This is a genomic window from Bacillus cereus group sp. N8 (assembly GCF_016483685.1).
GTDB lineage: Bacteria > Bacillota > Bacilli > Bacillales > Bacillaceae_G > Bacillus_A > Bacillus_A proteolyticus.
Map to the genome: position 1 here is coordinate 1 of NZ_JAEHBK010000012.1, position 25461 is coordinate 25461.

A 25461-nucleotide genomic window follows, 5' to 3' on the forward strand; every position below is an offset into this window, starting at 1 on the left:
GTCTCGTGGGCTCGGAGATGTGTATAAGAGACAGGTATTATGTAAGATTTTAATTAGGGGAGAGAAATTTTATGTTGAAAAAAATCATTCCAGTTGCTTTAGCATTAAGTACAGTTACTTTTACTAGTGTATTTGCTGCGCCTTCAGCCCAAGCAATTACAGAACCAAACCGCTACATAGATGTGCAAATGCTCGGTATTAACGATTTTCATGGGCAACTAGACACTGTGAAAAAAATTAACAATAAAGATGCAGGGGGAATTGAGTACTTAGGAGCTTATTTACGTGATCGTGAAAAACAAAATCCGAATACATTAAAGGTACATGCTGGCGATGTTGTTGGAGCAAGTACTCCTGTTTCAGCATTATTACAAGACGAACCTACAATTGAATTTCTAAATGATTTGAAATTCGATGTTGGAACTATAGGAAATCATGAATTTGATGAAGGTGTTGAGGAAATGAACCGCCTTATTTATGGTGGATACCATGAGAAAACAGGGGATTTTAAAGGAGCAAAATTCCCATATGTTGCCGCAAATTTCTATAATAAATCCACTGGTCGTTTATTTTTACCACCATTCACTATAAAAAAGGTACAAGGAGTTCCTGTTGGATTTATCGGAGTCGTAACAACGGATGTTCCTAACCTTGTTATGCCTACTATGCTAAAGAATGTAGAAATTACAGATGAAGTTGAAGCTATTAACAAATCCGTAAAGCAATTAAAAAAACTAGGCGTTAAATCTATCGTTGTTCTTGCGCATAACGGGGGTACAACAGATGGGAACGGTGTAACAAATGGTGATATCGTCCGATTAGCAAATGAGACTGATCCGGAAGTCGATGTTATTTTTGGTGGGCATAGCCACACTTATGTAAATGGAACTGTTAATAATAAACTTGTCGTACAAGCAAATTCTTATGGTATGGCTTTTGCTGATGTTGATGTAAAGATTGATCGTAAGACACAAGATATTGTTGAGAAAAAAGCAGAAATTGTTACAACTTACCATGAAGGCATGGAGCCTGATAAAAAAATAAAGAAGAAGATGGAGAAATATCAAGCAAAAATCGCACCTCTTGTTAATGAAGTTGTAGGTAAGTCTATTGCTCCACTAGATCGCAAACTCAATACAGCTGGTGAATCTACTCTTGGGAATTTAGTTGCTGATGCCCAGCGTACAACAATGCAATCCCAAATTGCACTTATGAATCCTGGTGGTATTCGTAATGACTTAGATGCTGGTGATATTACATGGGGAGAGATATATGGTATTCAACCATTCGGAAATCAATTAATAAAGGTAAATTTAACGGGTCAAGACATTCGTGATATTTTAAATCAACAATGGCAAAAAGACATAACAAGAATGCTTCAAATTTCAGGGATCCAATACACTTGGGATGCGAACAAACCTAATGGAGAAAAAGTAACAAGTATTCGCTTAACAAATGGAGAAGAAATTATTCCTTCTAAAACTTACAGCGTCGTTGCGAACGCATTTCTAGCTTCAGGTGGAGATGGATTTGTATCCTTTAAAAACGGGAAAGATGCTGAAACAGGAACAACTGATTTTGAAGCATTAGTAGATTATATAAAAAAATCAAAAGAACCAATTCAGTCTGTTATTGATGGAAGAATTCAAAAAATAAATTAGTTTTTTATTAATCTCAAAAACAAATAGATTACCTGTGCGCTATACTTTTTAGTGTGCAGGTAATCTATTTTTTATGGGTTTGAAATAAAGTCTTACTGTGTCCAATTAATAGTGACGGTGAATTTTTCCCCTATGGAACATTAAAATCAGATGATCCAAACAGTTAAAACTACATCTTTGGACAAGTTAAAAAGGTAAATTTATATAAATTATGTTTTGATAATAAGGGTTTAATTGGTTTGTTTTAGTAGTTATATACTTATGAGTTATTTGAAATTCTAGCGGTTTTGTATACATAGTTTCTCCTGCCTTAATTGATAGCGCATAGATATGACGGTTATTTTAACCAAAATTTTCATAAAAACACCTTTAAAAAGAACAACAGTTCGTATATAATAAGAACAAATGTTCTTTTGTTAGGGGGGATTACCTTGTATGATTATTCTCTTTTACCGAATCGTACTATTCTTTGTGTAGATCTTCGTAGCTTTTATGCAAGTGTTTCCTGCATTAAAAAAGGACTGGATCCACGTTATACAAAATTGGCCGTCGTAGGGGTTGTGAATCAGAGCGGATCAATCGTATTAGCGGCAACACCGCCATTAAAAGCATTAGGGATAAAGAAGATGGCACGGTTGTATGAAATACCGAAGCGACCAGATATTATTATTGTGAATCCAATTATGCATACGTATATGAAGTGTTCAACTTACATAACTGGTTTAGCTTTACAATATGTTGCACCGGAAGATTTTCATCAATATAGTATCGATGAATTTTTTATGGATATGACCGCAAGTATTCATTTGTTTGCGAATAATCCGCGCGAGTTCGCATTAAAATTCAAGCAAGAAATATATGAGCGTACGCGGATTGAAAGTACGGTTGGCATTGGTCCGAACTTATTATTGAGTAAAGTAGCGATGGATGTGGAAGCGAAAAAAAATAAAGACGGAATAGCGCAGTGGACATATGACGATATACCCGAGAAGTTATGGAGCATTAGACCGCTCGGTAAATTTTGGGGTATATCGTATAAAACGGAAATGAAATTGAACCGGAAAGGTATACATACAATTGGAGAATTAGCGCAGTATCCTTTGAAATATTTAAAACAATCGTTTGGTGTAATAGGAGAAGAATTACATTTACATAGTAACGGGATTGATTTTAGCAGAATAGCAGAAAAATATGTTCCCGCAACAAAATCTATAGCGAAAAGCCAAATATTATTACGCGATTATTCTGTAGACGAGTTCGTCATTATTTTATTAGAGCATATAGAAGAGGTTTGTTACAGGTTGAGAAGAGAAAAGAAATATGCACAAACGATCCATTTTTCAGTTGGATATAGCAAGGAATATGGCGGAGGAATACGAAAGGCACATACGTTAAACCGGGCAACAAATTTAACGATGGATATTTACAATGTTTGTACATATTTTTTATACGAAGGTTATACAGGAGAGCCGATTCGTTCGTTAAGCGTCTCATTAACAAACTTTATTAATGAAGGAGAGGAGCAAATTTCACTTTTCGATAACATTATACAAAGAGAAAAAGAAATGAGATTAACGAAAGTTATGGACGAAATTCGAACACGATTTGGTAAAAACAGTATTTTACGTGGAATTTCCTACACAAGCGTCGCAACAGCAAGATATAGAAACACATTATTAGGAGGACACAAATCGTGAAAAATGCTAATATGCCAAAAGGAAGAGGGATGGTAAAGTGGCAACCGTTTGCCAGTATGCCAGAGCAGTTTGCAGTGATTAAAGAAATGATGTACGAGCAAACGAAAGTCTCGCGTCCAATCTTAACGCAAGATGCAAAAGAAATAATTGAAAATAAGCTATTAACTTCATATTTAGGTGAAGAAGAGGTTGTACTTACATATTATAAAAATGGCTATCTATATAAAAATTACATAACAGTAGCTGATATAAATCCATTAAATAAGACGATTACTTGTACCGATGCTTTTCATAATCAAAGAATGTTTAAGTTTGGAGATGTAATTGAAGTGGATTAGAGGGGGAGAAATAAAAATAATTATCTCTTCCTAACTTAATTATATCATGTAAATCAAGTTCGAAATAGACTGTTTATTCTTATTTACTACTGCTACAATCAAGAACACACGCATAGTAAGGAGAGATGGTAAATGAGTTCTTTCGTTCTCGATTTTCAGGAAATAGAAAAAACGCAGCTTTCACTTGTTGGTGGAAAAGGATTGAATTTAGGAGAGTTATCTAACGTTCAAGGGATACAAGTGCCAGAAGGTTTTTGTGTTACAACGGTAGGGTATGAAAAGGCCATCGAACAAAATGAAGCGTTTCAAACTTTGTTGAATCAACTAGCGGTACTAAAAACTGAGGACCGAGATCAAATTGGTGAAATTAGTAAGAAGATTAGAGAAACCATTATGTCAGTGGAAATTCCAGTTGATGTAGTGGAATCAGTAGCTCATTATCTCTCACGTTTTGGGAATGAACATGCGTATGCCGTGCGTTCTAGCGCTACTGCTGAAGATTTACCATATGCCTCGTTTGCTGGTCAACAAGATACGTATTTAAATATCATTGGAAAAGAAGAAATTTTGCAGCATGTAAGAAAGTGCTGGGCTTCTTTATTTACAGAGCGAGCGGTTATTTACCGAATGCAAAACGGTTTTGAGCATAATCAAGTTTCTATATGTGTTGTCGTTCAAAAAATGGTTTTCCCGCAGGCTTCGGGAATTTTATTTACTGCTGATCCGATTACTTCTAACCGAAAGGTGTTATCGATCGATGCCAGTTTTGGGCTTGGTGAGGCATTAGTATCAGGACTGGTCTCAGCCGATAATTATAAAGTAAAAGAAGGCGAAATTACCGGAAAGATGATAGCGACTAAAAAATTAGCTATCTATGCTTTAAAAGAGGGCGGAACAGAGACGAAACAGATTGAGACGGTTCAGCAAAAGCTTCAAACATTGCCTGAACAACAAATATTACAGCTAGCACGTATCGGAAGAAAGATTGAAGCTTATTTTGATTGTCCGCAAGATATTGAATGGTGTTTAGTTGGTGATACATTTTATATTGTTCAAAGCAGGCCGATAACGACTATATATCCAATTCCAGAAGCAAATGATCAGGAAAATCATGTGTATGTATCGGTCGGTCACCAACAAATGATGACTGATCCTTTGAAGCCATTAGGAATGTCTTTATTCCAGTTAACATCCTTTGGACCGAGGTTTAAAGCTGGAGGAAGGTTGTTTGTAGATGTTGCGCAAAGATTGGCTTCGCCCGCTAGTAGAGAACTTTTATTAAATACAATAGGGAACTCGGAGCCGCTTATTAAAGATGCATTAATGACTGTAATAGAGCGAGATGATTTTATCAAATTGTTGCCGGATGATGAAAAAGAAAAGAATCCAGGTAAAAGTATGCCACTTACAAGTGCGCAACCACAAATCGAAAACGATCCAGCAATCGTTACGGATTTAGTAAAGAATAGTCAAGCTTCGATAGAAGAGTTAAAACAAAACATGCAAACGAAATCAGGATCAGATGTACTTGATTTTATTTTAGAAGATATCCAGCAATTAAAGAAAATATTATTTCACCCGCAAAGCATGGCTGTAATTATGGCAGGTATGAATGCCTCATCATGGATCAATGAAAAGATGGAGCAATGGCTAAGTGAAAAAAATGTAGCCGACACACTTTCACAATCTGTACAAAACAATATTACGTCAGAAATGGGGCTAGCATTATTGGATGTTGCAGATGTGATTCGGCCGTACCCAGAAGTCATTGAGTATTTACAGCATATAGAGGATGATAGCTTTTTAGATGAATTAGTTAAGTTTAAAGGCGGGGAAAAAGCTCGAGATGTAATCTGTGCATTTCTGAATAAATATGGAATGAGATGCAGCGGAGAAATCGACATTACGAAAACACGCTGGAGTGAAAAACCAACTACAATTATCCCAATGATTTTAAATAATATAAGAGACTTTGAAATTGGTGCTAGTAAGCGGAAATTTGAAGAAGGGCTGCAGGAGGCTTTGAAAAAAGAAGAAGAGCTATTAGAGCGTTTACAGCACTTGCCGGATGGCAAACAAAAAGTAGAAGAGACGAAACGAATGATTCGTAACATCCGTAATTTTATCGGTTATCGTGAATATCCAAAATACGGCATGATTAATCGCTATTTCATATATAAGCAGGCAATATTGAAAGAAGCCGAGCAACTCGTGCAAAATAGTGTTATTAATGAAAGAGAAGATATATACTATCTAACTTTTGAAGAACTTCACGAAGTCGTCCGCACGAATAAACTGGATTACGAGGTTATTAATAAACGGAAAAATGAGTACAAATTATATGAAAAACTAACGCCTCCCCGTGTTATCACGTCTGATGGAGAAATCATTACTGGGAAGTACAAACGAGAAAATCTCCCGGTTGAAGCAATCGTAGGTCTGCCTGTTTCTTCAGGAGTGATTGAGGGGAGAGCACGTGTTATTTTAAATATGGAAGATGCGAATTTAGAAGATGGAGATATATTAGTTACTGCCTTTACTGACCCTGGATGGACACCATTGTTTGTCTCTATAAAAGGGTTAGTTACCGAAGTTGGCGGACTGATGACACATGGAGCAGTTATTGCACGTGAATATGGATTGCCAGCAGTCGTCGGGGTAGAGAATGCTACAAAACTAATAAAAGAGGGGCAACGAATTCGGGTACATGGAACAGAAGGGTATATTGAGATACTGTAATTGTACTTTAGATAAATAAAAAGATCATCCACTATATATAGTGGATGATCTTTTTATTTTTTTAGCCAGCTACTATCACCTGAAACATCGATAAATCAGAATGTACACCAATCTAAAATAAAGAATATTTTCAAAAATATTACAAATTAAGACAATATCTTGTAAGATATCAGAATTTTCATTATTATATGAATGTTAGGTAAAATAAAATATTGGGGAGGAATAGGGATGAAGAAAAAACCTTTTAAGGTGCTGTCTACGCTTGCGGCGACAGCTGTGCTTAGTTGCACATTTGGATTTGGTAGTCAATCTGTTTATGCGGCAACGCCGTCTCATACAGGAACTGTAAGTCCAATTGATGAAAATTTAATTCAAGAGGATCGTTTAGCAGATGCGCTCAAGAAACGCGGTGTAATTAGTGAATCTGCGTCGAAAGAAGACACATTAAAAGCTGTTGAAAACTACGTAGAGAAGAAAAAAGGCGAAAATGCTGGAAAAGAACCAGCAGCGGGGGACAGTGTTACGAGAGAAGCTTCTGACTTTTTGAAAAAAGTTAAAGATGCAAAAGCAGATGAGAAAGAAAAAGCTGATCAACCGGCTATTGGCCCAGTAGCTGGACAAGAGCCGGTTAAAGGGGGATTAAACGGCAAAGTACCAACTACTTCAGCAAAGCAAAAACAATATAATGGTGATGTTCGTAAAGATAAAGTTCTTGTATTGTTAGTAGAGTTTGCTGACTTTAAGCATAACAATATTGATCAAGTACCAGGTTATATGTATTCAAATGATTTTAATCCAGAACATTATCAAAAAATGTTATTTGGTGATGAGCCGTTCACACTCTTTGATGGTTCAAAAGTCCCAACATTTAAACAATATTATGAAGAGCAATCGGGTGGTAGTTATACAGTCGATGGGACAGTAACAAAGTGGTTGACAGTTCCTGGTAATGCAGCGGATTATGGTGCAGATGCAGGGGATGGTGGTCATGATAATAAAGGACCAAAAGGACCTCGTGATTTTGTAAAAGAGGCATTAAATGCAGCAGTAGAAAGTGGTATTGATTTATCTGAATTTGACCAATACGATCAATATGACAATAATGGTGATGGCAATAAAAACGAATCAGATGGTCTTATTGATCACTTAATGGTCATTCACGCTGGAGTTGGGCAAGATGGAGGCGGTGGTAGACTAGGTGATGACGCAATTTGGTCACATCGTTGGAACCTTGGAACACCATATCCGATTGAAGGAACAAAAGCAAATGTTGATAACTGGGGCGGTAAAATGGCAGCATACGACTACACAATTGAGCCGGAAGACGGAGCAGTTGGTGTATTCGCACATGAATTTGGTCATGATTTAGGTCTTCCAGATGAGTATGATACGAAGTATTCAGGAGCAGGTGAGCCAATTAACTCTTGGTCTGTTATGAGCGGCGGCAGCTGGGCTGGTAAAATTGCGGGTACAACGCCACCGAGTTTCTCTCCGCAAAACAAAGAGTTCTTTCAAAAGAACATGGGTGGAAACTGGGCAAATATTGTAGAGGTTGATTATAATAAATTAAATCGCGGTATCGGTTTGGCGACGTACTTAGATCAAAGTGTAACGAAATCAAATCGTCCTGGCCTGATTCGCGTTAACTTACCAGATAAAGATGTAAAAGGTATTCAGTCTGCATTCGGTAAGAAATATTACTATAGTACAAAAGGTGATAATCTTCATACAACAATAGAAACACCAGTGTTTGATTTAACAAATGCAACACTGGCGAAATTTGATTACAAGTCATTGTATGAAATTGAAACAGATTATGACTTCCTTGAAGTACATGCAGTGACAGAAGATGGTAAGAAAACGTTAGTGGATCGAATTGGCGAAAAGAATGTGAAAAATGGTCTAGACACAACGGATGGTAAATGGGTAGATAAGTCATATGACTTAAGCCAATTTAAAGGTCAAAAAATAAAACTAGTATTTGAATACATTACAGATGGTGGTTTAGCACCGAACGGTTTTACTCTTGATAACGCTACATTAACTGTAGATGGAAATGTTGTGTTCTCTGATGATGCAGAGGGCGAAGCGAAATTAAAATTAAATGGTTTCGTTGTATCAAACGGTTTTGATAAGAAGAAACATAACTACTATTTAGAGTGGAGAAACTACGCTGGTGCTGATCAAGCGTTAAAATATAGCAGCGGTGTACCGTATAATACAGGTCTTGTTGTATGGTATGCAGACTCTAGCTTTACAGATAATTGGGTTGGTCTGCATCCAGGAGAAGGTTTCTTAGGGGTTGTTGACTCTCACCCAGAGGCAATTGTTGGAACGCTAAATGGCAAACCAACTGTTAAAAATAGTACACGATACCAAATCGCAGATGCTGCGTTCTCCTTTAACCAAGCGCCAGCGTGGAAAGTTGTATCTCCAACACGCGGAACATATGATTACAAAGGGTTACCAGGTGTAACGAAGTTTGATGATTCTAAATCGTATATGAACGATTTAATTCCAGATGCAGGACGTAAATTACCGAAGCTTGGACTGAAATTTGAAGTAGTTGGACAAGCAGATGATAATTCTGCAGGTGCAGTTCGTTTATATCGTTAATAATGGAGAAGCTGTTGAAGAGGATTCCTTTCAACAGCTTTTTTCATAGGAACATACATTTTAAGTTATTAATAAAGTGAAACTTTAATCAGTGGGGGGTTATTCATCCCCGCTGATTATCAGCCCGTACCAATCGGGCGTTTACGGGCAGTTGATCTCTCATCTAACTTCCTAGCTCCAGCCGAATTTTAAGGTGGGAGTCTTACTGTCGGCAAATAGCGGGATAAAAGTAATAGTAACTATTCAGCTATACATTTCATTTAGAAGTTTGTTGATGTTCAGATTGATTAAAGCATACTCCTATGCAGGCAAGCTTATTTCTTCCAGCCAGCTGCATAAAAAGGTCCATGAACTGCGATTGTTGATAAAATGTGAGCAATTTCCTCCGGCGTTTCTTTTTGCCCACTATTTAACCATTGCTGAATGACACCTATATGAGCAGATGCCATATAAGAAGCTAAGTATTGGCTTGGGACAAGTAAATTCTCTTTCTTAACAAGAGCATCATTTGTATCTTCAAACAGTGTTTTCCACATAAAGTCTTTCAGCTTTGTTTGGAATGATAAATCTCCTTTTGGGCTAAGTACAGCTTTTATAAAATCACTATTTTCATTTAGAAATTCAAGTATAGAAGCGATAAGTACAAATGGAGTCGTTGGGGAAGGATTTGATCCAAGATCCGCAATAACTTCCGGAAATTTCTTCTTTGCAATGCTAGACATCTCGTACATAATTTCTTCTTGGCATCTCGTCATTAAATCAAATTTATCTAGATAATGTGTATAAAACGTACCACGGTTTATGTTCGCTTTCGTTGTAATATCTTTTACTGTAATGGCGTCAAAGCCTTTTTCTTCAATTAATTCCACAAATGCATTTCGTATTGCCGTTTTCGTACGAATCACGCGTAAATCTAAATTACTATCTCGCAAAGTGTGTCCCTCCTAAATTTTCTTCAACATATTTATCAAATGTGTCTTATAACCGACACATTCGCGGTTTTTGATTATTGTATAAGATTCAACTCAAACATATAATTTTAAAAAGATATAACCAACACGTTGTTCGTTTGTTGTAACTGAAATTAAAGGAGGGGAAAAGAACATGTTTAAAAATAAACTATTATTATTATCACCAGTCATTGCACTACTTATTGTCTTTATTTTTTCATTAACATTATTCCCGACAGTTCAACCACAGCCAAAAAATTTACCAATTGCAATTGTAAATGAGGATCAAGGAGTAGAAATTCCGAATCAGCCTAAAATGAATATGGGGCAAACAATCGTTGATACGATGAAAAAATCACCGAAATCAGATGAAGAACCTGCGGTGAAGTGGGTAGAAGTAAAAAATAAGGAATCGGTTCAAAAGGGGTTAAACAATCAAGAGTATTACGCGGCATTAGTCATTCCGAAAGAATTTAGTGCAAAACAGGCGTCATTACGAACACCACAGCCATCTTTGCCAGAGGTAGAAATATTCATAAATCAAGGAATGAATACAGCGGCATCAACTATGGCGGGGCAAATATTAAATGGTGTAGTTGATAATATGAACAATACTGTTCGTACGCAGCTACTAGATGGGTTTAAAGCAAAAGGAGCTACTTTAACAGCTGATCAAGCTTCAAATTTAGTAACACCTATTGCGAAGAAAGTAACAAATGTGAATGAAATCGGCAAAAATAGTGCGAACGGTAACTCGCCAATTTCTTTATTCCAACCGCTATGGATTGCAAGTTTAGCTAGTGCAGCAATCAGCTTTATTGCGATTCGTAAAATACCAGTGGGTTCACGAAAAGAAAACTTTGTATTAAAAGTAAAACAAATAGTAACAGGAGCTGTTGCGGCGCTTGTAATTGGATTTGGTCTTACATGGATCGCAGATGGCATGGTAGGATTAAATATTTTGAATGTAACGGATACGGCGTTGTTCTTATCTATTACAGCGTTTAGTTTCTTCTTAATGATTTCTGCACTGCTTTCATTAGTTGGACTAAATGGAATCGGATTATTCGCGTTATTGCTGTTCTTCGGAGCACCATTATTATCGCTCGCGCCTGAGATGTTGCCCTCATTTTATCAAGACTGGGTTTACTCATGGTTACCAATGAGATTTATGATCGAAGGACTAAGAGAAATCTTCTTCTTCGGAAAAGGTTTAAGCTGGAATACACCAGTTACTGTCCTCGTTTGGATTGGTGTAGTAAGTATGGTTATTATTCTAGCAACTGCTTTCAAACGTAGTGTAGTAAAGGGACATAAAACGGAAGTGAATGCTTAAAAGATAAAAAACGTTTCACTCGTAGTGAAGCGTTTTTTGATGAGATCATTAGGAATCGTTAAGGGAATTAAGAAGCGATAGATAGGCTTTTTCAATATGTTAAAAGTGATTGAAGTATTCGTGTTTGCGGTTCTTTTTTTGTATACATGCTCCTACTATTTCGAAATGCATAAAATGTTATGCGAAATTATGGAGGGGATACGATGTATAATTCGAATTATCATGATTGGTATAGGCAGAATGATAAGTTGATAAGTGATATTGAAAAAGCTATAAACGGAGAGTATAGCGCTATAAGCTGTTACGCAAAATTAGCTAACATGGCTCCAAATCCAGTAGAACGAAATCAGATTCTTGAAATTCGTAATGATGAAATAAAGCATTTTCAAAACTTTGTCCAAATTTATACGAACTTAACTGGCAGGCAGCCTAAACCACAGATTACCGAAGACTGCCCGAATACGTACTTACAAGGATTAGAATTCGCTATACAGGATGAGCAAAGGACAGTAGATTTTTATTTGGAGATTTCAGATGAAACATCAGATGCAGCTATGAAAGATTTGTTGCGCAGAATAGCTGCAGATGAACAAAATCATGCGGTGTGGTTTTTATATTATTTTGTGAAGTCGAAATGAATAGCTGATGTGACGAACATATTAGAAATTATTTAAAAACGTAGTGCAGTAATTGAATGCAATACTTAAATATAAGTAGAAGGAAACCGTTTCACAGTAGTGGAGCGGTTTTTTTTTGCGATGAAATGCAAGTTACATAGGATTGACAAAATATAGTGTTTGAATTTGGTATATAATGTATGAAATGAAAACGGAAATAAATAAGTTAGGAGCTAACAAATGAAAAGAGGAATTTTTGTAGATATTCCAAATGGATATGATAATTTACTTTGGAAAGTATTAAAGCCAATTCAAATTTCTTCATTTGATTGGTGGGTGGGGAGTGAGGAGTCATACTTAGTAGCACGTGGTGGATTGGATGATGCGTTATTTCCAGAAGAACCGAGTATAGTGGAAGGATCAGATTTGAAAAGATTATTTAAAGACAATATATATTATGTTATTTTTGCAGATTTAAAAGCGTATCCAAAAGGAGAGGAAGTAGTAGATATTGAAACATATGAAGAATTTAAAGAGAGTAAGTGTGAATTAGTTTTACTAGTTGCGGATGGTACATACGTCACAGTTTACGCTAAAGACCAAAAAGAAATCAAATCGTTGTATGAAAATGCACAGAATCAAGGTTATTATGTTGAATACGTTACAGACGAAAATGACGGTAGAACTCGTCTGTCAGTATAGTAGTAATAGGAAAGGGGAACGAACAATGGAGAGAAATACAGTTAAAGAATATACAATTCGCATTGCTACAGAAGAAGAAAGTAATAGCATTATAATTCTATTAAAAGAAGTAGCACAGTGGTTACAAGATAAAGAAGTAGATCAATGGCAGTATCTTTTAGGTGGAGAAGCTACGGCTGAAATACTAGAAGGTATAAGAGAGAAATATACGTATGTTGTTACAAAGGAAGATGAAATAGTTGGTACGGTTACAGTATCTCCTAAACAAAATGAATGGGATGAACGTATTTTTGGTAAAGAGGAAGTTTCTGATTCATTATATATTCATAGATTTGCGGTGAAACGGAAGTATAAGGGGAATGGAATAGGAGAATGGATGTTACAGTGGGTAGAAGAGAATGTACAAAGGGATAAAAAGTATTTGAAGTTAGATTGTATTGGGCATAATCGTACGCTAAATGATTTTTATAAGAAAAATGGTTTTGAGTATGTTGGGAGTACGGATGGGCTTAGCAAGTTTCAAAAGAGAAGGGGAATGTGAATGCATCCAATTAACGTAAGTTTAGTTGAAAAGTTAATACAGGAACAGTTTCCTGAATGGGCACATTTAGAAGTGAAACCTGTAAAGCTTAGCGGGCATGATAATAGAACGTTTCATCTAGGCGATCAGATGAGTGTAAGATTACCAAGTGATGCAGCATATGCACCGCAAGTAGAGAAGGAAAACAAGTGGCTTCCTATATTAAGTAAGGAACTTTCTTTACCAATTTCTGCCCCAATTGCGAAGGGGAATCCGTCTGAAGAATATCCGTGGTCTTGGTCTATTAATAAGTGGGTAGAAGGAGAGACAGTTACGAAAGAAAATGTACATGACTTAAATGAATTCGCAACGGATTTAGGATCATTTCTAGTAGCATTGCAATCAATCGATGCGAGTAACGGACCAATAGCGGGTGCACATAATTTTTATCGAGGCGGATTGATATCTGTATACGATCAAGAAGCGAGAGTGGCTATCGAAAATAGTAAAGATGTTTTTGATGAGGCATTATTAAAGCATTTTTGGAATTTAGCACTTCGGTCAACGTGGGAGTGCAAACCAGTTTGGGTGCATGGAGATATAGCGCCAGGGAACTTACTCGTTAAAGACGGAAAGCTTAGTGCCGTAATTGATTTTGGGATATTAGGAGTAGGAGATCCTGCTTGTGATGCAGCGATGGCTTGGACATTCTTTGATAAGAATAGTAGAAACATATTTAAAGAAATATTACGTATGGACGAAGAAACGTGGAATAGAGCGAGAGGTTGGGCGCTTTGGAAGGCGTTAATTACATATGATGCGAATAGGGATATTAATGGGAAAGTAGCCGAAGAATCGTATCGTGTAATTCAACTAATTGTTGATGATTTTGAGATGTAATAGAAAAAGCCTATTTTGAATCATATGATCGAAATAGGCTTTTTACATTATTAATCGATACTTAAAGCTTTTTTACCCATTTGATTATAACTGTGCTCAAATCGGGATTTTACCATTGGTTGGTCTTTTTTACCGTCTAATGGGTCATTATAGTAAATGTTACGATCATCTACACCAGTTATGATAATAGTATGTGCATTTCTGTATCCATTTACGGTCTTTCCTTGAGGTGTTTGCCAAGTATGTTCTAGTTGCGGAGCAGTTATTTTGTTCCCTACCCACGCTACAACTGGTTTACCATTACGTACATAGCTTTCTAATACAGAGAAATCCTGTCCTTGACGGTCTATCAAAGGTAACGAAATTTATATCAATATAAACTTGTTTTTCTTGTAATGGTGTCCACTTTAAACCATGATCTGTAGCAATTTTAATCCATCCGGTTTCTGATTCGTCGAATACAGTAACGGTTTGGGCGGGATATTCAGCAATTATACCTGAATGTAGAGAGGATTCAGGATATATAAAATAATTTTGTTTCATAGAAACTTGCTTTAATTGAATTTCTTTATCTTTTGATTGATCTGTGCGAGCAACTAAACTTGCAGCTTCTGCACGGGTAATAGTGTTATCTGGATACCAATGACTACCACCATAACCCGCTGAAATACGAAGAGCAACAAGAAGATTGGCCGACTTTTCACTCCAGTGTCCTTTTAAATCTTGAAATACAGTAGGTAATAGTTCAGTAGATTTTTTATCTAAGTTATATGAATGAGCAAGCATAGAAGCCATAGCAGCTCTCGTTAGCTTTCCAGAAGGATTGAAATCCCCATTACCTACTCCTTTAATAATTCCAGCTTTTTCAACTGCAGCAATATAAGGAGTAGCCCAATGGTCTTGGGAATCCTTAAATGATGGCTTAGCTGAAGCATCTATTTGTAAGTTTAATATTTTTGCCATGATAATTGCGGCAGAAGCTCTATCGATTTCAAGATTAGGTCCAAATGTACCGTCTGGTAAGCCAGATAAGACCTTTTTCTTTACTAAATAATCAACAGACGGCTTTGCCCACCCAATAACATCGGGAAACTGATAGTAGTAATCGTCTTCGTCAAACTCCAACTGCGCATTATTTTTTTGTGTTACAGTTTCACTCACAGCTAAAGAACTAGATGGAGCGATGATAGCACCAAGTAGCAGTGCGCTTGCCATAGTTATTTTTAATGTTTTCAATTGTACATTCTCCTTTTATTTTATGCATGTTAAGTGAATGAAAAAATTAACAAAAGGGAAAAATACGTTACTAATTATCTGTTTTTAATATGTATATGTAACATTCCTAAAGAACATTATATGATAATTTTTGGAGACTGACAATGAAAAAGTAAGATTATTACTTGCATAATTTTCGAGTAATAAGGAGGAATTCAATATAATTATACAGAATATTTAGATAATAGGAGGTGTCGAATTTTGAGTGAAATTGAATTAAAAAGGAATGTAATTAAGACAGGGCGAGAGAAGGGGATTATTCTTCGGTTTATACTCGCTAGTTTAGTTGGGGTGTTTATGTTTTTCGTACCAGTTACGATAAACGGTACTTCGTCAATTATGATTGATCATATCGTATCGTGGATTCGGACTTCAGTTCCTTCTGTAGTACCATATTACGCATTACTTGTAATGATAATTGGTGCGATTTACCCATTTTATACGAAGAAATGGAATGCATCTATTGTAGATATTTGTTTTTCTATTTTAAAAGTAATAGGTGTTGTTTTTGGCGTATTATATTGTTTGAGAGTAGGGCCAGCTTGGTTCTTCGCGCCAGACGTTGGACCGTTTTTGTATGAGAAATTAGTTATATCAGTAAGTTTACTCGTTCCAATCGGCTCGGCTTTTTTAGCGTTATTAGTCGGGTACGGATTGCTTGAGTTTATCGGCACGTTTTGTCGTCCGATTATGAGACCGTTATGGAAAACACCTGGGCGCTCAGCAATCGATGCGGTTGCTTCCTTCGTTGGGAGTTATTCGTTGGCGCTTCTTATTACTAACCGCGTGTACAAAGAAGGGAAGTATACAACGAAAGAAGCCGCGATTATCGCTACAGGTTTTTCTACAGTATCCGCAACATTTATGATCATTATCGCAAAAACATTAGACATTATGAATTTATGGAATGTTTATTTTTGGACTACTCTTGTTGTAACATTCATCGTGACCGCTATCACCGTAAGAATCCCACCTCTTAGTAGAAAACCAGATACATATATTACGAAAGAAGGGTTCCCAGAGCCTGTTTATAAAGAGAAAATGTTAGAGCGAGCTTGGGAAGATGCATTAGAAGTATCGGAATCTGCGCCAAGTATTATGAAAAATATCGCAGTGAATTTAAAAGACGGATTTATTATGACAATGGGAATTTTACCATCCATTATGTCAGTAGGATTAATTGGTATCGTCTTAGCGAAATTCACGCCAATATTTGATTGGATCAGTTATATTTTCTATCCGTTTACATGGCTATTACAATTACCAGAAGCAGAATTAGCTGCTAAAGCGGCATCCGTTGGTATTGCGGAAATGTTTTTACCATCATTATTAGTAGTAAGTGCACCGCTCGTGACAAAGTTTGTTATTGCGGTTGTTTCGGTCTCATCTATATTGTTTTTCTCAGCTTCCATTCCTTGTATATTATCGACAGATATTCCGTTAAAAGTATCGGAACTTATTATTTTATATGTGCAAAGAACGATATTAACGTTGCTAATTATTACGCCGATTGCATACATACTTCTATAACGAATGAACTCGCTTTAAAGAAAAGCGAGTTTTTTACGCTGTTTAATATACTATATATTAATAATACATTATTATTTTGTATGATATAGTTACAAGAGAGGAGGGGTAATAAATGGAAATTAATCATGAAAGAGCAAAATTACGGTTGATGGATAGCAATGATGTCGAAAAAATGTTTTCAATCGTGGAAGGAAATCGAGATATTTGGGCGTATTTAATCTCTAAAATGGATACTGTTCAAGATATGCAGCAATATGTTCAAAAGGCGATAAAAGCTTATGGGGCAGGGAAGGATTTGCCATTTGTTGTTGTGGATCAAAAGACAAATGTAATAGTAGGGAGTACACGCTTATATAACATTTCAGTTGAAGATAAGACGGTGGAATTAGGGAAAACGTGGTATGACCCAAGTGTGCAACGTACGAGTATGAATACAGAATGTAAGTACATGTTATTACAATATGCTTTTGAAAAGTTGCATATGCGGAGAGTACAAATTAAGACGGATGCACGAAATGAAAAAGCACAAAGAGCAATTGAAAGACTCGGCGCAGTAAAAGAGGGTGTACTTAGAAACGAGAGAAAATTACCGAGTGGGCATGTTAGAGATGCAGTTGTATACAGTGTTATTGCAAGTGAATGGCCAGCTGTAAAGGAACGGTTATTAGAAAAATTAGAATCGTATAAAGAAAAACGATAATTCATATTAAGAAAGGTGTATTAATCGTCTAGTTGAAAAATATACCTTTTTTCTTACAAAACAGTTACGTCTTTTATTTACTTTTGTTTCATCATTCCATTATGATAAAAAATTCGTTACAATGTAGTTGTATGGTAATAAACTTATAAATTACATAAAGGTAAAGAAAACCGCAAACGAAAAATGAATTGATAATCCTCAATTTTAAATGAAAACCCTTTAATGAACATATATGACAAGAAAAATTCCTTCTTTTAAACAAATTCAAACAAAATGATTTGATATATACGTTTTTATATAGAAGTATGGATGATGTGCGGAGGCAGTTATAAATGAAAGAAAATAAGAAGAGTAAGAAAAGAAGAATCTTGCAAGTATTCTTGCTTATGATTTGTTCTATTATTTTATATGTAAGTTATGCAGCTTACGATATTTGGAGTTATCGTTTTAAAACAGATGATGGAGTGAAGACAGATGCTGGTATCGTGCTAGGAGCAGCTTCATGGAACGGAAAACCATCTCCTGTATTTAAAGAGAGAATTAATCATGCAATTTCTTTATATAAGAATGGTAATATTAAAAAGATTATTTTCACAGGTGGTACAAAGTTTGAGGCAGAGCTTGAAGAAGCTCGTACTGCTAGAGTGTATGCATTGAAACAAGGAGTAAAAGAAGAGGATATTTTAATTGAAACAAAATCCCTTTTCACAGAGGATAATTTAAAGAATGCAAAGCAAGTTGGAATAGAGAACGGAATACACACATATACGATTGTAAGTGATCCACTTCATATGAAACGTGCGATGAGAATTGCAAAACATATTAAAATTGAAGCGTATGCATCACCAACTCCAACGTCAGCGTATAAAACGTTAGATACAGAGATTCCATTCTTTTTTAAAGAATTGTGCTCGTATATTGGATATGTAACCTCATTGCCATTAAAGGCATTGAAAGGAGATTAATATAAGGAAAGAACCTATCTTTAATAGGGAATTTTCTTATTGTTCAAAAACATTGTATTTTCATCGGAATAGTGAAACAATAAAGAGGTAGCTTCATATAATCATAATGACAAAATGAACGGTTTATGAATCGAACATAAAAGGAGATTATAGTATGGCACTCTCATTTGTTGAAACAGAAGAACAATCTTTAATTATTGAACAAATAAATAAATTGATTCCGAAGTTCATGGAAAGGGAGCATCAACTAAGTGAATTAGGAGTATTTCCGTATGAAAATATTAATAATTTGAAAGATATCGGATATACGAAATTAACGTTACCGAAGGAATTTGGTGGTAGTGCAATTTCTTTATATGACTTCGTTTTATTTCAAGAGAAAATCGCGGAAGGCTGCGGAGCTACTGCATTATCGATTGGCTGGCATCTTGGTATTGTGAAAGAGCTAGCGGAAAATCGCTCTTGGAATGATGAGATGTTCAAATGGTTTTGCGAAGAAGTGCGTAATGGTGCGCTCTTCAACCGGGCAGCAACAGAGCCGAAAACAGGGAGTCCGACGCGTGGTGGTAAACCAGAAACAATAGCGATTCAACAAGGCGAGAAGTGGGTTGTAAATGGAAGGAAAACTTTTACAACGATGGCGCCAATACTTGATTATTTTATTATTTCAGCGAGTATTGAAGGCCGGGAAGAAGTTGGTGAGTTTGTCATTCCGAGAAATACGCTCGGTGTATCCATTGAAGAAACATGGGATAGCGTCGCGATGAGAGGGACTGCTAGTCACGACCTTGTCTTACAAAATGTAGAGATAGAGAACCGCTTTTTTACGGATGTATGGGGCGGGAAAATGAAACAAAAGGGTATTGGCTGGTTGCTACATATACCAGCATGTTATTTAGGAATTGCACAATCAGCAAGAAATTATGCAGTTCAGTTTGCGGTATCATACAAGCCGAACAGTTTAAATCATTCTATAAGTTTATTACCGAATGTTAGAAGATTAGTTGGAGAATTAGAACTTGAGCTTATGCAAGCTCGCGTCTTTTTATATCAAATTGCGAAAAAATACGATGAGGCAGAAGATAAATTATCATTGCAAGCAGAATTAGCAGCAGTGAAATATGCTGTAACGAATGCGGCAATATCTATTGTAGATAAAGCGATGCGCATCGTAGGAGCGAAAAGTTTATCAGAAAAAAATCCGCTTCATCGCTATTATTTAAACGTCAGAGCAGGACTACACAATCCCCCGATGGATGATGCAACACTATCTATGCTGGCGGATGCGGCGTTTCGGTCGTGATGAAGAAATAAAAAGTCTGTTCCGTTCTGGAGCAGACTTTTTATTGTCGGTGAATTGATACTCTATGTTGAGTCATTGATATATTTAGAGTTGTGATAGATATATTCGAAAAATCGTTGATATAATTCCGTGTACTATGTCATTGTTCTATTGTGGCTGTACTTCAAGATTCGTACTACTTTCAGAACCGTCTTGATTATGTGCAAATAATGAATAATCACCTGGTAAAGGATTGGCGATTAGTGAACGTAAAGTGAAGGGTTTACTTTCATTTGGCTGTAACGTGTGTTTTACTAAACGATCTTCTTTGAATTTAATTGAATAGGTAAACTGTTTGTACCAGTATTTTTAATTGTAATATGTAAGTCACCTTGGCCGCTAAAGTCAAAGCCTGTACCTGTGTCACCTTTGAATGTATGTGAATTATTAAATGAAGACGAACGAAATGTTTGGATTTCTTCTTTATTACTTGATGAAAGGGTAATCGTTTCTTTTTCTATACTTGAAGATGAGGAATCTAGTTTTGTATTTTGCTTTGTTAATAAAGTAATCGTGCAAAGTGATGTAATTACAATAAATGAACTAGAGATAAAGAACCGTTTTTTGTAAGAAATATACATTTACATCCTTTTATAATAATGTAAGAATGTATAATTCTAAGAAAAACATAACATATATTGCATTTATTGTTAATTTAAAAAATCTTTCTTTTCATTCTTCTTTTTGTAGTTTTATAGTGGAATGCTATGCTTCTTATTTCGCCTACTGTATAATGAAAAAAAAGCACGAAAAGAGGTTATCTCATGCTAGAGGTTATTGCAACTTGTTTAGAAGATGTAAAGCGAATTGAAAAGGCTGGTGGAAATCGAATTGAACTCATTTCATCATATACAGAAGGTGGTTTAACACCGAGCTATGCTTTTATAAAAAAAGCAGTAGAAGCAGTGAAAATACCAGTTCATGTTATGATTCGTCCGCATGCAAAGTCTTTTACATATACGGAAGAAGAAATTGAAATGATGAAAGAAGATATTATCGTTGCACAGAAGTTGGGTGCAGCAGGCGTTGTATTAGGCGTATTAAATGAACAAAATGAAGTAGATGAAGAGAAATTGACAGAATTATTATCTGTTGTAAATGGCATAAATGTAACGTATCACCGTGCGATAGATGATACAGAAAATCCAGTGGAAGTGATGAAAACTTTAAAGGGATTTCATAAAGTGACTCACGTTTTAACTTCGGGTGGACAGGGAAGTATAGTCGATAATATTCCAGTGCTTACAGAGATGCAAAAGGTAAGTAATGGTCAAATTCAACTTGTTGTCGGAAGCGGAGTAACGAAAGAGAATGTAAAACAATTGCTAGATGAAACTGGGATTTCTCAAGCTCATGTCGGTACAGCGGTAAGAGAAGGGAAATCATGTTTTTCTGAAATTGATTCTAATTTAGTACAAGAATTAGTTCAAATGATAAAGTGAAACTTTAATCAGTGGGGGGGCATCCCCCACTGATTATTAGTTGAACCAATCGGGCTTTTACGAGCAGTTGATCCCCACCTAGCTTCTTTGTTTTCGCTGAATTTTGAGGTGGGGTCTTACTGCCCGTTAATGCGGGATAAAATAAACACTTAAGAAAGAGGAGAAACGATGAAGGAAAATACGAAGAAAGAATTATTCTCATGGGCTAAAACGATAGGATTTACCCTTGTATTAATCGCTATTATTCGCGGTGTTTTATTTACACCGTCATTAGTACAAGGTGAGTCGATGATGCCAACTTTAGAAAATAATGAGCGAGTTCTCGTTAATAAGATTGGTTATAATATAAACGGATTAGACCGTTTTGACGTTATCGTCTTCCACGGAAAAGAAGGATACGATTTAGTAAAACGAGTAATTGGTTTGCCAGGCGATACAGTTGAGTATAAAAACGATGTTTTATATGTAAACGGAAAAGCGATGGAAGAACCATATTTAAAAGAATTTAAAGAAAAGGCGTCTGGTCGTGTATTAACTCCTGATTTCACGTTAGAACAAATCACAGGAAAAACGAAAGTGCCCGAAGGCCAAGTGTTTGTTTTAGGAGATAATCGTGAAGTGTCTAAAGACGGTCGTATGTTTGGATTTATTTCAGAAGATGAAATCGTTGGAAAAGGACAAGCTGTTTTCTGGCCGCTGAAACAAGTGAGAGCGTTATAAAGTAAAGCAAAAGTATGGGAGAAATATTCTTCCATACTTTTTTGTTTGCGAAAAATATATTGATAGAATTGAAAGAATATTTTATAATTTTAAATTATAGGTTTGTTTCGAAAAATGGAATTGTAGTTCCGAAATTCGGAACGAAAAGGAGATAGGATGAGTATAAATAAAACGGCAGTTAAGACAATGGATATTTTAGAGTTGTTTTATGAGCATGAGGAGCTAAGTTTGACAGAGATGGTTCAGCTTACGAACATGCCGAAAACATCTGTTTATCGTTTAATTGGTTCGTTAGAAGAAATGGACTTTTTACAAAAAACAGAAAAGGGCAAGTATCGTCTCGGAGTCGTTTTTTTACGATTTGGCCAACTTGTTTCACAAAGGTTATCCGTAAGAAATATTGCGATTCCTTATATGAAAGAGCTTAGGGATAGTTTGGGGCAAGCAGTAAATTTAATTATTCAAGATGGTAATGACGCAATTTACGTTGAGAAGATGGAAGGAGTTCAGCCAGTACGTGTTTATACAGCGGTTGGAAGAAGAGCACCGCTTTATGCGGGTGCATGTCCGAGAATTTTACTATCGTATTTTTCTGAGGAAGAGAAAAGAAAGTACGTAGAAGAAACGGATTTAAAGCAGTTTGCAGATGGAACGATTGTGAATAAGGAGCATTTACTAGAAGTGTTACATATGGCAAAACAAGCTGGATATACAATTAGTTATTCTGAACTTGAAAATCATACAGCGGCTATAGCAGCTCCAATTTTTGCAAGTGATGGAACGGTTGTAGCAGGCATTAGTATTTCGGGATTGGCAATTGAGTATAGCGAAAGTAACATTGCGTATTTTACTGCCAAAGTGAAAGAAACAGCGAACCGCATTTCGAAAGAACTCGGCTTTTTGACATAGAAAGAGGGAGTGGGATGAAATTTTCTGCGTTAGGGGATCAAGCAATTATTGTTACATTTGGTGAAGAAATTGGGATGGATATATACGAAAAAGTACAACGATTATTTCAAGCATTGAGTCGGCATCCGTTTGCAGGAATGGTTGAATGCGTTCCGTCGTTTACTTCATTAGCGGTTTATTACAATTTGTACGAAGTATGGAAGGAAAATGATAGAAATATAAGACCATATGATTACGTTTGTCAGTATATACGGGAGCTGTCTGATTCTTATAAAGAAGAAGTGAACCGAGATGTGAAACATATTTCTATGCCAGTGTGTTACGGGGGAGAATATGGACCTGATTTAGAAGAAGTTGCGCATTATCAAGGATTACAAGTAGAGGATGTTATTCGAATACATAGTGAAACAACATATTTCGTGTATATGTTAGGCTTTACGCCTGGCTTCCCTTATTTAGGGGGATTATCAAAAGAACTAGAAACACCTAGAAAAGAAACACCACGGTTACAAATCGCTCCTGGTTCAGTAGGGATTGGCGGAAATCAAACGGGTATTTATCCGCTCGAAACACCAGGAGGCTGGAATATTATCGGCCGAACGCCTATTTCTCTATTTAATCCAAAAGAAGAAACACCAACATATATTCAAAGTGGTATGTATTTACGATTTATACCAATAACAAAGGAAGAGTACGTATCGCTTGAGGGGGCTAAAGAATGGATGTAGAGATTTTGCATGCAGGAATGTTTACAACAGTCCAAGATTTAGGACGATCTCATTATCAACAATACGGTGTACCTGTTGGCGGGGCTATGGATAAAAATGCACTTAGGCTAATCAATATGTTAGTCGGTAATGAAGAGAATGAAGCGGGACTCGAAATGACGATCATGGGACCGAAATTGTTAATAAAGAAAACGACATTGCTCGCGATTGGCGGTGCAGATATGGAACCGTTATTAAATGGAGAGCGAATTCCGTTATGGCGCCCTATATTAGCTGAAGAAGGAAGCATGCTTTGCCTCGGAAAAGCGAAAAGCGGTTGCAGAGCATATGTGACTTTTGCGGGCGGTATAAATATTGATCGTACGATGGGAAGTAAAAGTACTTACATACGTGCTGCTCTTGGCGGTATTGAAGGGAGAATGCTGAAAAAAGGAGATTATTTTCAAATTGGTACAGGGGCAGAAGTTGCTAGTCGTTTCATTCAAAACTTACAAGAAGAAGAGCGTATAAAAACGAAGTGGGCAATTTGCAACGATGCTTTACCAAAATATAAGAAGCATCCTATTCTTCGCGTCATAACAGACTTTGAATATGATCAATTTACAGAAGAAAGTATAAAGTCGTTTTTTTCGAAAGAGTATAAAGTATCCAATTATGCTGATCGCATGGGATATAGGCTTGACGGAGATGTTTTAAATAGAGTGGAAGAGATAGAAATTTTATCGAGTCCCGTTACATTCGGAACAATTCAAGTACCGAATGGTGGACAGCCTATTATATTAATGGCGGATAGACAAACGACAGGTGGTTATCCGAGAATTGGAAATGTAGTTTCAGTAGATTTACCTCTTCTAGCGCAGCTGAAACCAGGAGACTATGTAACTTTTGAAAAAATAACTATGGAAGAAGCTGCGCAATTATATATAAAGCAGGAAACAAGTATGAGCCTATTAAAGAAATTCATCGCTTTACGAAGCTGAGATTAGGAGGAAAACATCGTGACTACAATCGATTTAAACTGTGATTTAGGAGAAAGTTTTGGAGCCTATAAAATGGGGAATGATGATGAAATTCTGCCGTTCGTTTCCTCTATAAACGTTGCTTGTGGTTTTCATGCTGGTGATCCGTCCGTTATGAGGCAAACGGTTGAAAAAGCTCTGCAGCAAAACGTAGCAATAGGCGCACACCCTGGATTTCCCGATTTAATTGGATTTGGAAGAAGGAACATGCATGTTTCAGCAAGTGAAGTATACGATTATGTTTTATATCAAATTGGTGCATTAGACGGATTTGTTAAAGCTGCTGGGGGGAAAATGCAACATGTAAAACCGCACGGTGCCTTATATAATATGGCGGCAACTGATTCGGAAATTGCAGATGCAATCGCAAAGGCAATTTGTCATATTAACCCTGGATTATTACTTTACGGATTAGCAAATAGTGAGGCTTTTATAAGGGCAGCAGAAAAATATAATATAACTCTCGTACAAGAAGCTTTTGCTGATCGCACGTATAAGCGGGATGGAACTTTAACGAGTCGTACTGAAGAAAATGCGCTTATAAAAAATGAGGATGAAGCGATAAAACAAGTGCTTCAAATGGTAAAGGAAGGGTATGTAGAAGCTGTTAATGGAGGAAAAGTAGCAGTTCAGGCGCAAACGATATGTTTACACGGTGATGGGGAGAAAGCAGTCCAATTTGCGGAGAGAATATACAGAACATTCGAACTTAATGGTGTTTCTATTTGTGCACCGAAATAAAAAATGGGGGAAGT

General features: G+C 36.3%; 21 protein-coding genes and 2 pseudogenes. 20 read left to right on the forward strand and 3 right to left on the reverse strand.

All coding sequences use genetic code 11. The features are described from left to right. Positions 1–71 precede the first annotated feature (71 nt). From JDS80_RS17730 to JDS80_RS17750, 5 genes are all read left to right on the forward strand, one after another. Complete coding sequence (locus JDS80_RS17730) at positions 72–1661, forward strand: bifunctional metallophosphatase/5'-nucleotidase (RefSeq protein WP_098889324.1); 1590 nt, start codon at positions 72–74, stop codon at positions 1659–1661. A gap of 431 nt (positions 1662–2092) precedes the next feature. Then, positions 2093–3358 (forward strand): Y-family DNA polymerase, encoded by a 1266-nt coding sequence (locus JDS80_RS17735; RefSeq protein WP_199639405.1) that lies wholly within the window; start codon positions 2093–2095, stop codon positions 3356–3358. Further along, positions 3355–3696, forward strand: a complete 342-nt coding sequence (locus JDS80_RS17740; RefSeq protein WP_199639407.1) for a YolD-like family protein — start codon at positions 3355–3357, stop codon at positions 3694–3696. Before JDS80_RS17735 ends, JDS80_RS17740 begins: the two co-directional genes overlap by 4 nt. A 132-nt stretch (positions 3697–3828) precedes the next feature. Further along, positions 3829–6435, forward strand: a complete 2607-nt coding sequence (gene ppsA, locus JDS80_RS17745) for a phosphoenolpyruvate synthase (protein ID WP_199639409.1) — start codon at positions 3829–3831, stop codon at positions 6433–6435. Between the two features lie 228 nt (positions 6436–6663). Then, complete coding sequence (locus JDS80_RS17750) at positions 6664–9051, forward strand: immune inhibitor A domain-containing protein (RefSeq protein ID WP_199639411.1); 2388 nt, start codon at positions 6664–6666, stop codon at positions 9049–9051. A 314-nt stretch (positions 9052–9365) separates the two neighbouring features. On the opposite strand, the gene JDS80_RS17755 is transcribed toward JDS80_RS17750, so the two are convergent. Next, on the reverse strand, positions 9366–9983 hold the full coding sequence (locus JDS80_RS17755; protein ID WP_199639413.1) for a TetR/AcrR family transcriptional regulator: 618 nt from the start codon (positions 9981–9983) through the stop codon (positions 9366–9368). Positions 9984–10155: 172 nt separating this feature from the next. On the opposite strand from JDS80_RS17755, the gene JDS80_RS17760 reads away from it, so the two are divergent. The 5 genes from JDS80_RS17760 (at position 10156) to JDS80_RS17780 (ending at position 14076) form a co-directional block, all read left to right on the forward strand. After that, positions 10156–11337, forward strand: coding sequence for a YhgE/Pip domain-containing protein (locus tag JDS80_RS17760; protein WP_199639415.1), 1182 nt, complete (start codon positions 10156–10158; stop codon positions 11335–11337). A 203-nt stretch (positions 11338–11540) separates the two neighbouring features. Continuing rightward, positions 11541–11975 (forward strand): ferritin-like domain-containing protein, encoded by a 435-nt coding sequence (locus JDS80_RS17765; RefSeq protein WP_098889318.1) that lies wholly within the window; start codon positions 11541–11543, stop codon positions 11973–11975. 219 nt (positions 11976–12194) lie between these two features. Then, positions 12195–12656: a DUF2691 family protein gene (locus JDS80_RS17770; protein WP_199639417.1), complete on the forward strand. Its 462-nt coding sequence runs from the start codon at positions 12195–12197 to the stop codon at positions 12654–12656. Between the two features lie 25 nt (positions 12657–12681). Further along, positions 12682–13197: a GNAT family N-acetyltransferase gene (locus JDS80_RS17775; RefSeq protein WP_199639419.1), complete on the forward strand. Its 516-nt coding sequence runs from the start codon at positions 12682–12684 to the stop codon at positions 13195–13197. Further along, a complete protein-coding gene (locus JDS80_RS17780; RefSeq protein WP_199639421.1) occupies positions 13198–14076 on the forward strand; it encodes an aminoglycoside phosphotransferase family protein in 879 nt (292 codons plus the stop codon). A 50-nt stretch (positions 14077–14126) separates the two neighbouring features. On the opposite strand, the pseudogene JDS80_RS17790 reads toward JDS80_RS17780, so the two are convergent. Next, a pseudogene (locus JDS80_RS17790) lies at positions 14127–15312 on the reverse strand (S-layer homology domain-containing protein). Between the two features lie 240 nt (positions 15313–15552). On the opposite strand from JDS80_RS17790, the gene JDS80_RS17795 reads away from it, so the two are divergent. From JDS80_RS17795 to JDS80_RS17810, 4 genes are all read left to right on the forward strand, one after another. After that, the gene (locus tag JDS80_RS17795) at positions 15553–16881 is read left to right on the forward strand and encodes a YjiH family protein (RefSeq protein WP_199639425.1); all 1329 of its coding nucleotides are present in this window, start codon (positions 15553–15555) and stop codon (positions 16879–16881) included. Between the two features lie 112 nt (positions 16882–16993). Continuing rightward, a complete protein-coding gene (locus JDS80_RS17800) occupies positions 16994–17581 on the forward strand; it encodes a GNAT family N-acetyltransferase (RefSeq protein WP_199639428.1) in 588 nt (195 codons plus the stop codon). Between the two features lie 332 nt (positions 17582–17913). Continuing rightward, on the forward strand, positions 17914–18546 hold the full coding sequence (locus tag JDS80_RS17805; RefSeq protein ID WP_071746460.1) for a YdcF family protein: 633 nt from the start codon (positions 17914–17916) through the stop codon (positions 18544–18546). A gap of 154 nt (positions 18547–18700) precedes the next feature. Continuing rightward, complete coding sequence (locus JDS80_RS17810) at positions 18701–19849, forward strand: acyl-CoA dehydrogenase family protein (protein ID WP_199639430.1); 1149 nt, start codon at positions 18701–18703, stop codon at positions 19847–19849. 147 nt (positions 19850–19996) lie between these two features. Here the strand turns inward: JDS80_RS17810 and JDS80_RS32125 are convergent. After that, a pseudogene (locus tag JDS80_RS32125) lies at positions 19997–20504 on the reverse strand (hypothetical protein). A gap of 148 nt (positions 20505–20652) precedes the next feature. On the opposite strand from JDS80_RS32125, the gene JDS80_RS17820 reads away from it, so the two are divergent. The 6 genes from JDS80_RS17820 to pxpA all read left to right on the forward strand — a co-directional run bounded on the left by JDS80_RS17820 (position 20653) and on the right by pxpA (position 25447). Then, positions 20653–21330 carry a copper homeostasis protein CutC gene (locus tag JDS80_RS17820; RefSeq protein ID WP_199639438.1) on the forward strand — a complete coding sequence of 226 codons (678 nt, stop codon included), beginning with the start codon at positions 20653–20655 and terminating at the stop codon, positions 21328–21330. 168 nt (positions 21331–21498) lie between these two features. Further along, entirely contained in the window at positions 21499–22050 is a 552-nt protein-coding gene (gene lepB, locus JDS80_RS17825; protein WP_098889309.1) for a signal peptidase I, read from the forward strand. 156 nt (positions 22051–22206) lie between these two features. Continuing rightward, on the forward strand, positions 22207–22959 hold the full coding sequence (locus JDS80_RS17830) for an IclR family transcriptional regulator (RefSeq protein ID WP_071746456.1): 753 nt from the start codon (positions 22207–22209) through the stop codon (positions 22957–22959). Between the two features lie 14 nt (positions 22960–22973). Continuing rightward, on the forward strand, positions 22974–23687 hold the full coding sequence (gene pxpB / locus JDS80_RS17835; RefSeq protein WP_199639444.1) for a 5-oxoprolinase subunit PxpB: 714 nt from the start codon (positions 22974–22976) through the stop codon (positions 23685–23687). Then, positions 23678–24667 carry a 5-oxoprolinase subunit C family protein gene (locus JDS80_RS17840; RefSeq protein ID WP_199639445.1) on the forward strand — a complete coding sequence of 330 codons (990 nt, stop codon included), beginning with the start codon at positions 23678–23680 and terminating at the stop codon, positions 24665–24667. The genes pxpB and JDS80_RS17840 overlap by 10 nt, the downstream gene beginning before the upstream one ends. Positions 24668–24685: 18 nt before the next feature. After that, the gene (gene pxpA, locus JDS80_RS17845) at positions 24686–25447 is read left to right on the forward strand and encodes a 5-oxoprolinase subunit PxpA (protein WP_199639446.1); all 762 of its coding nucleotides are present in this window, start codon (positions 24686–24688) and stop codon (positions 25445–25447) included. Positions 25448–25461: the final 14 nt, after the last annotated feature.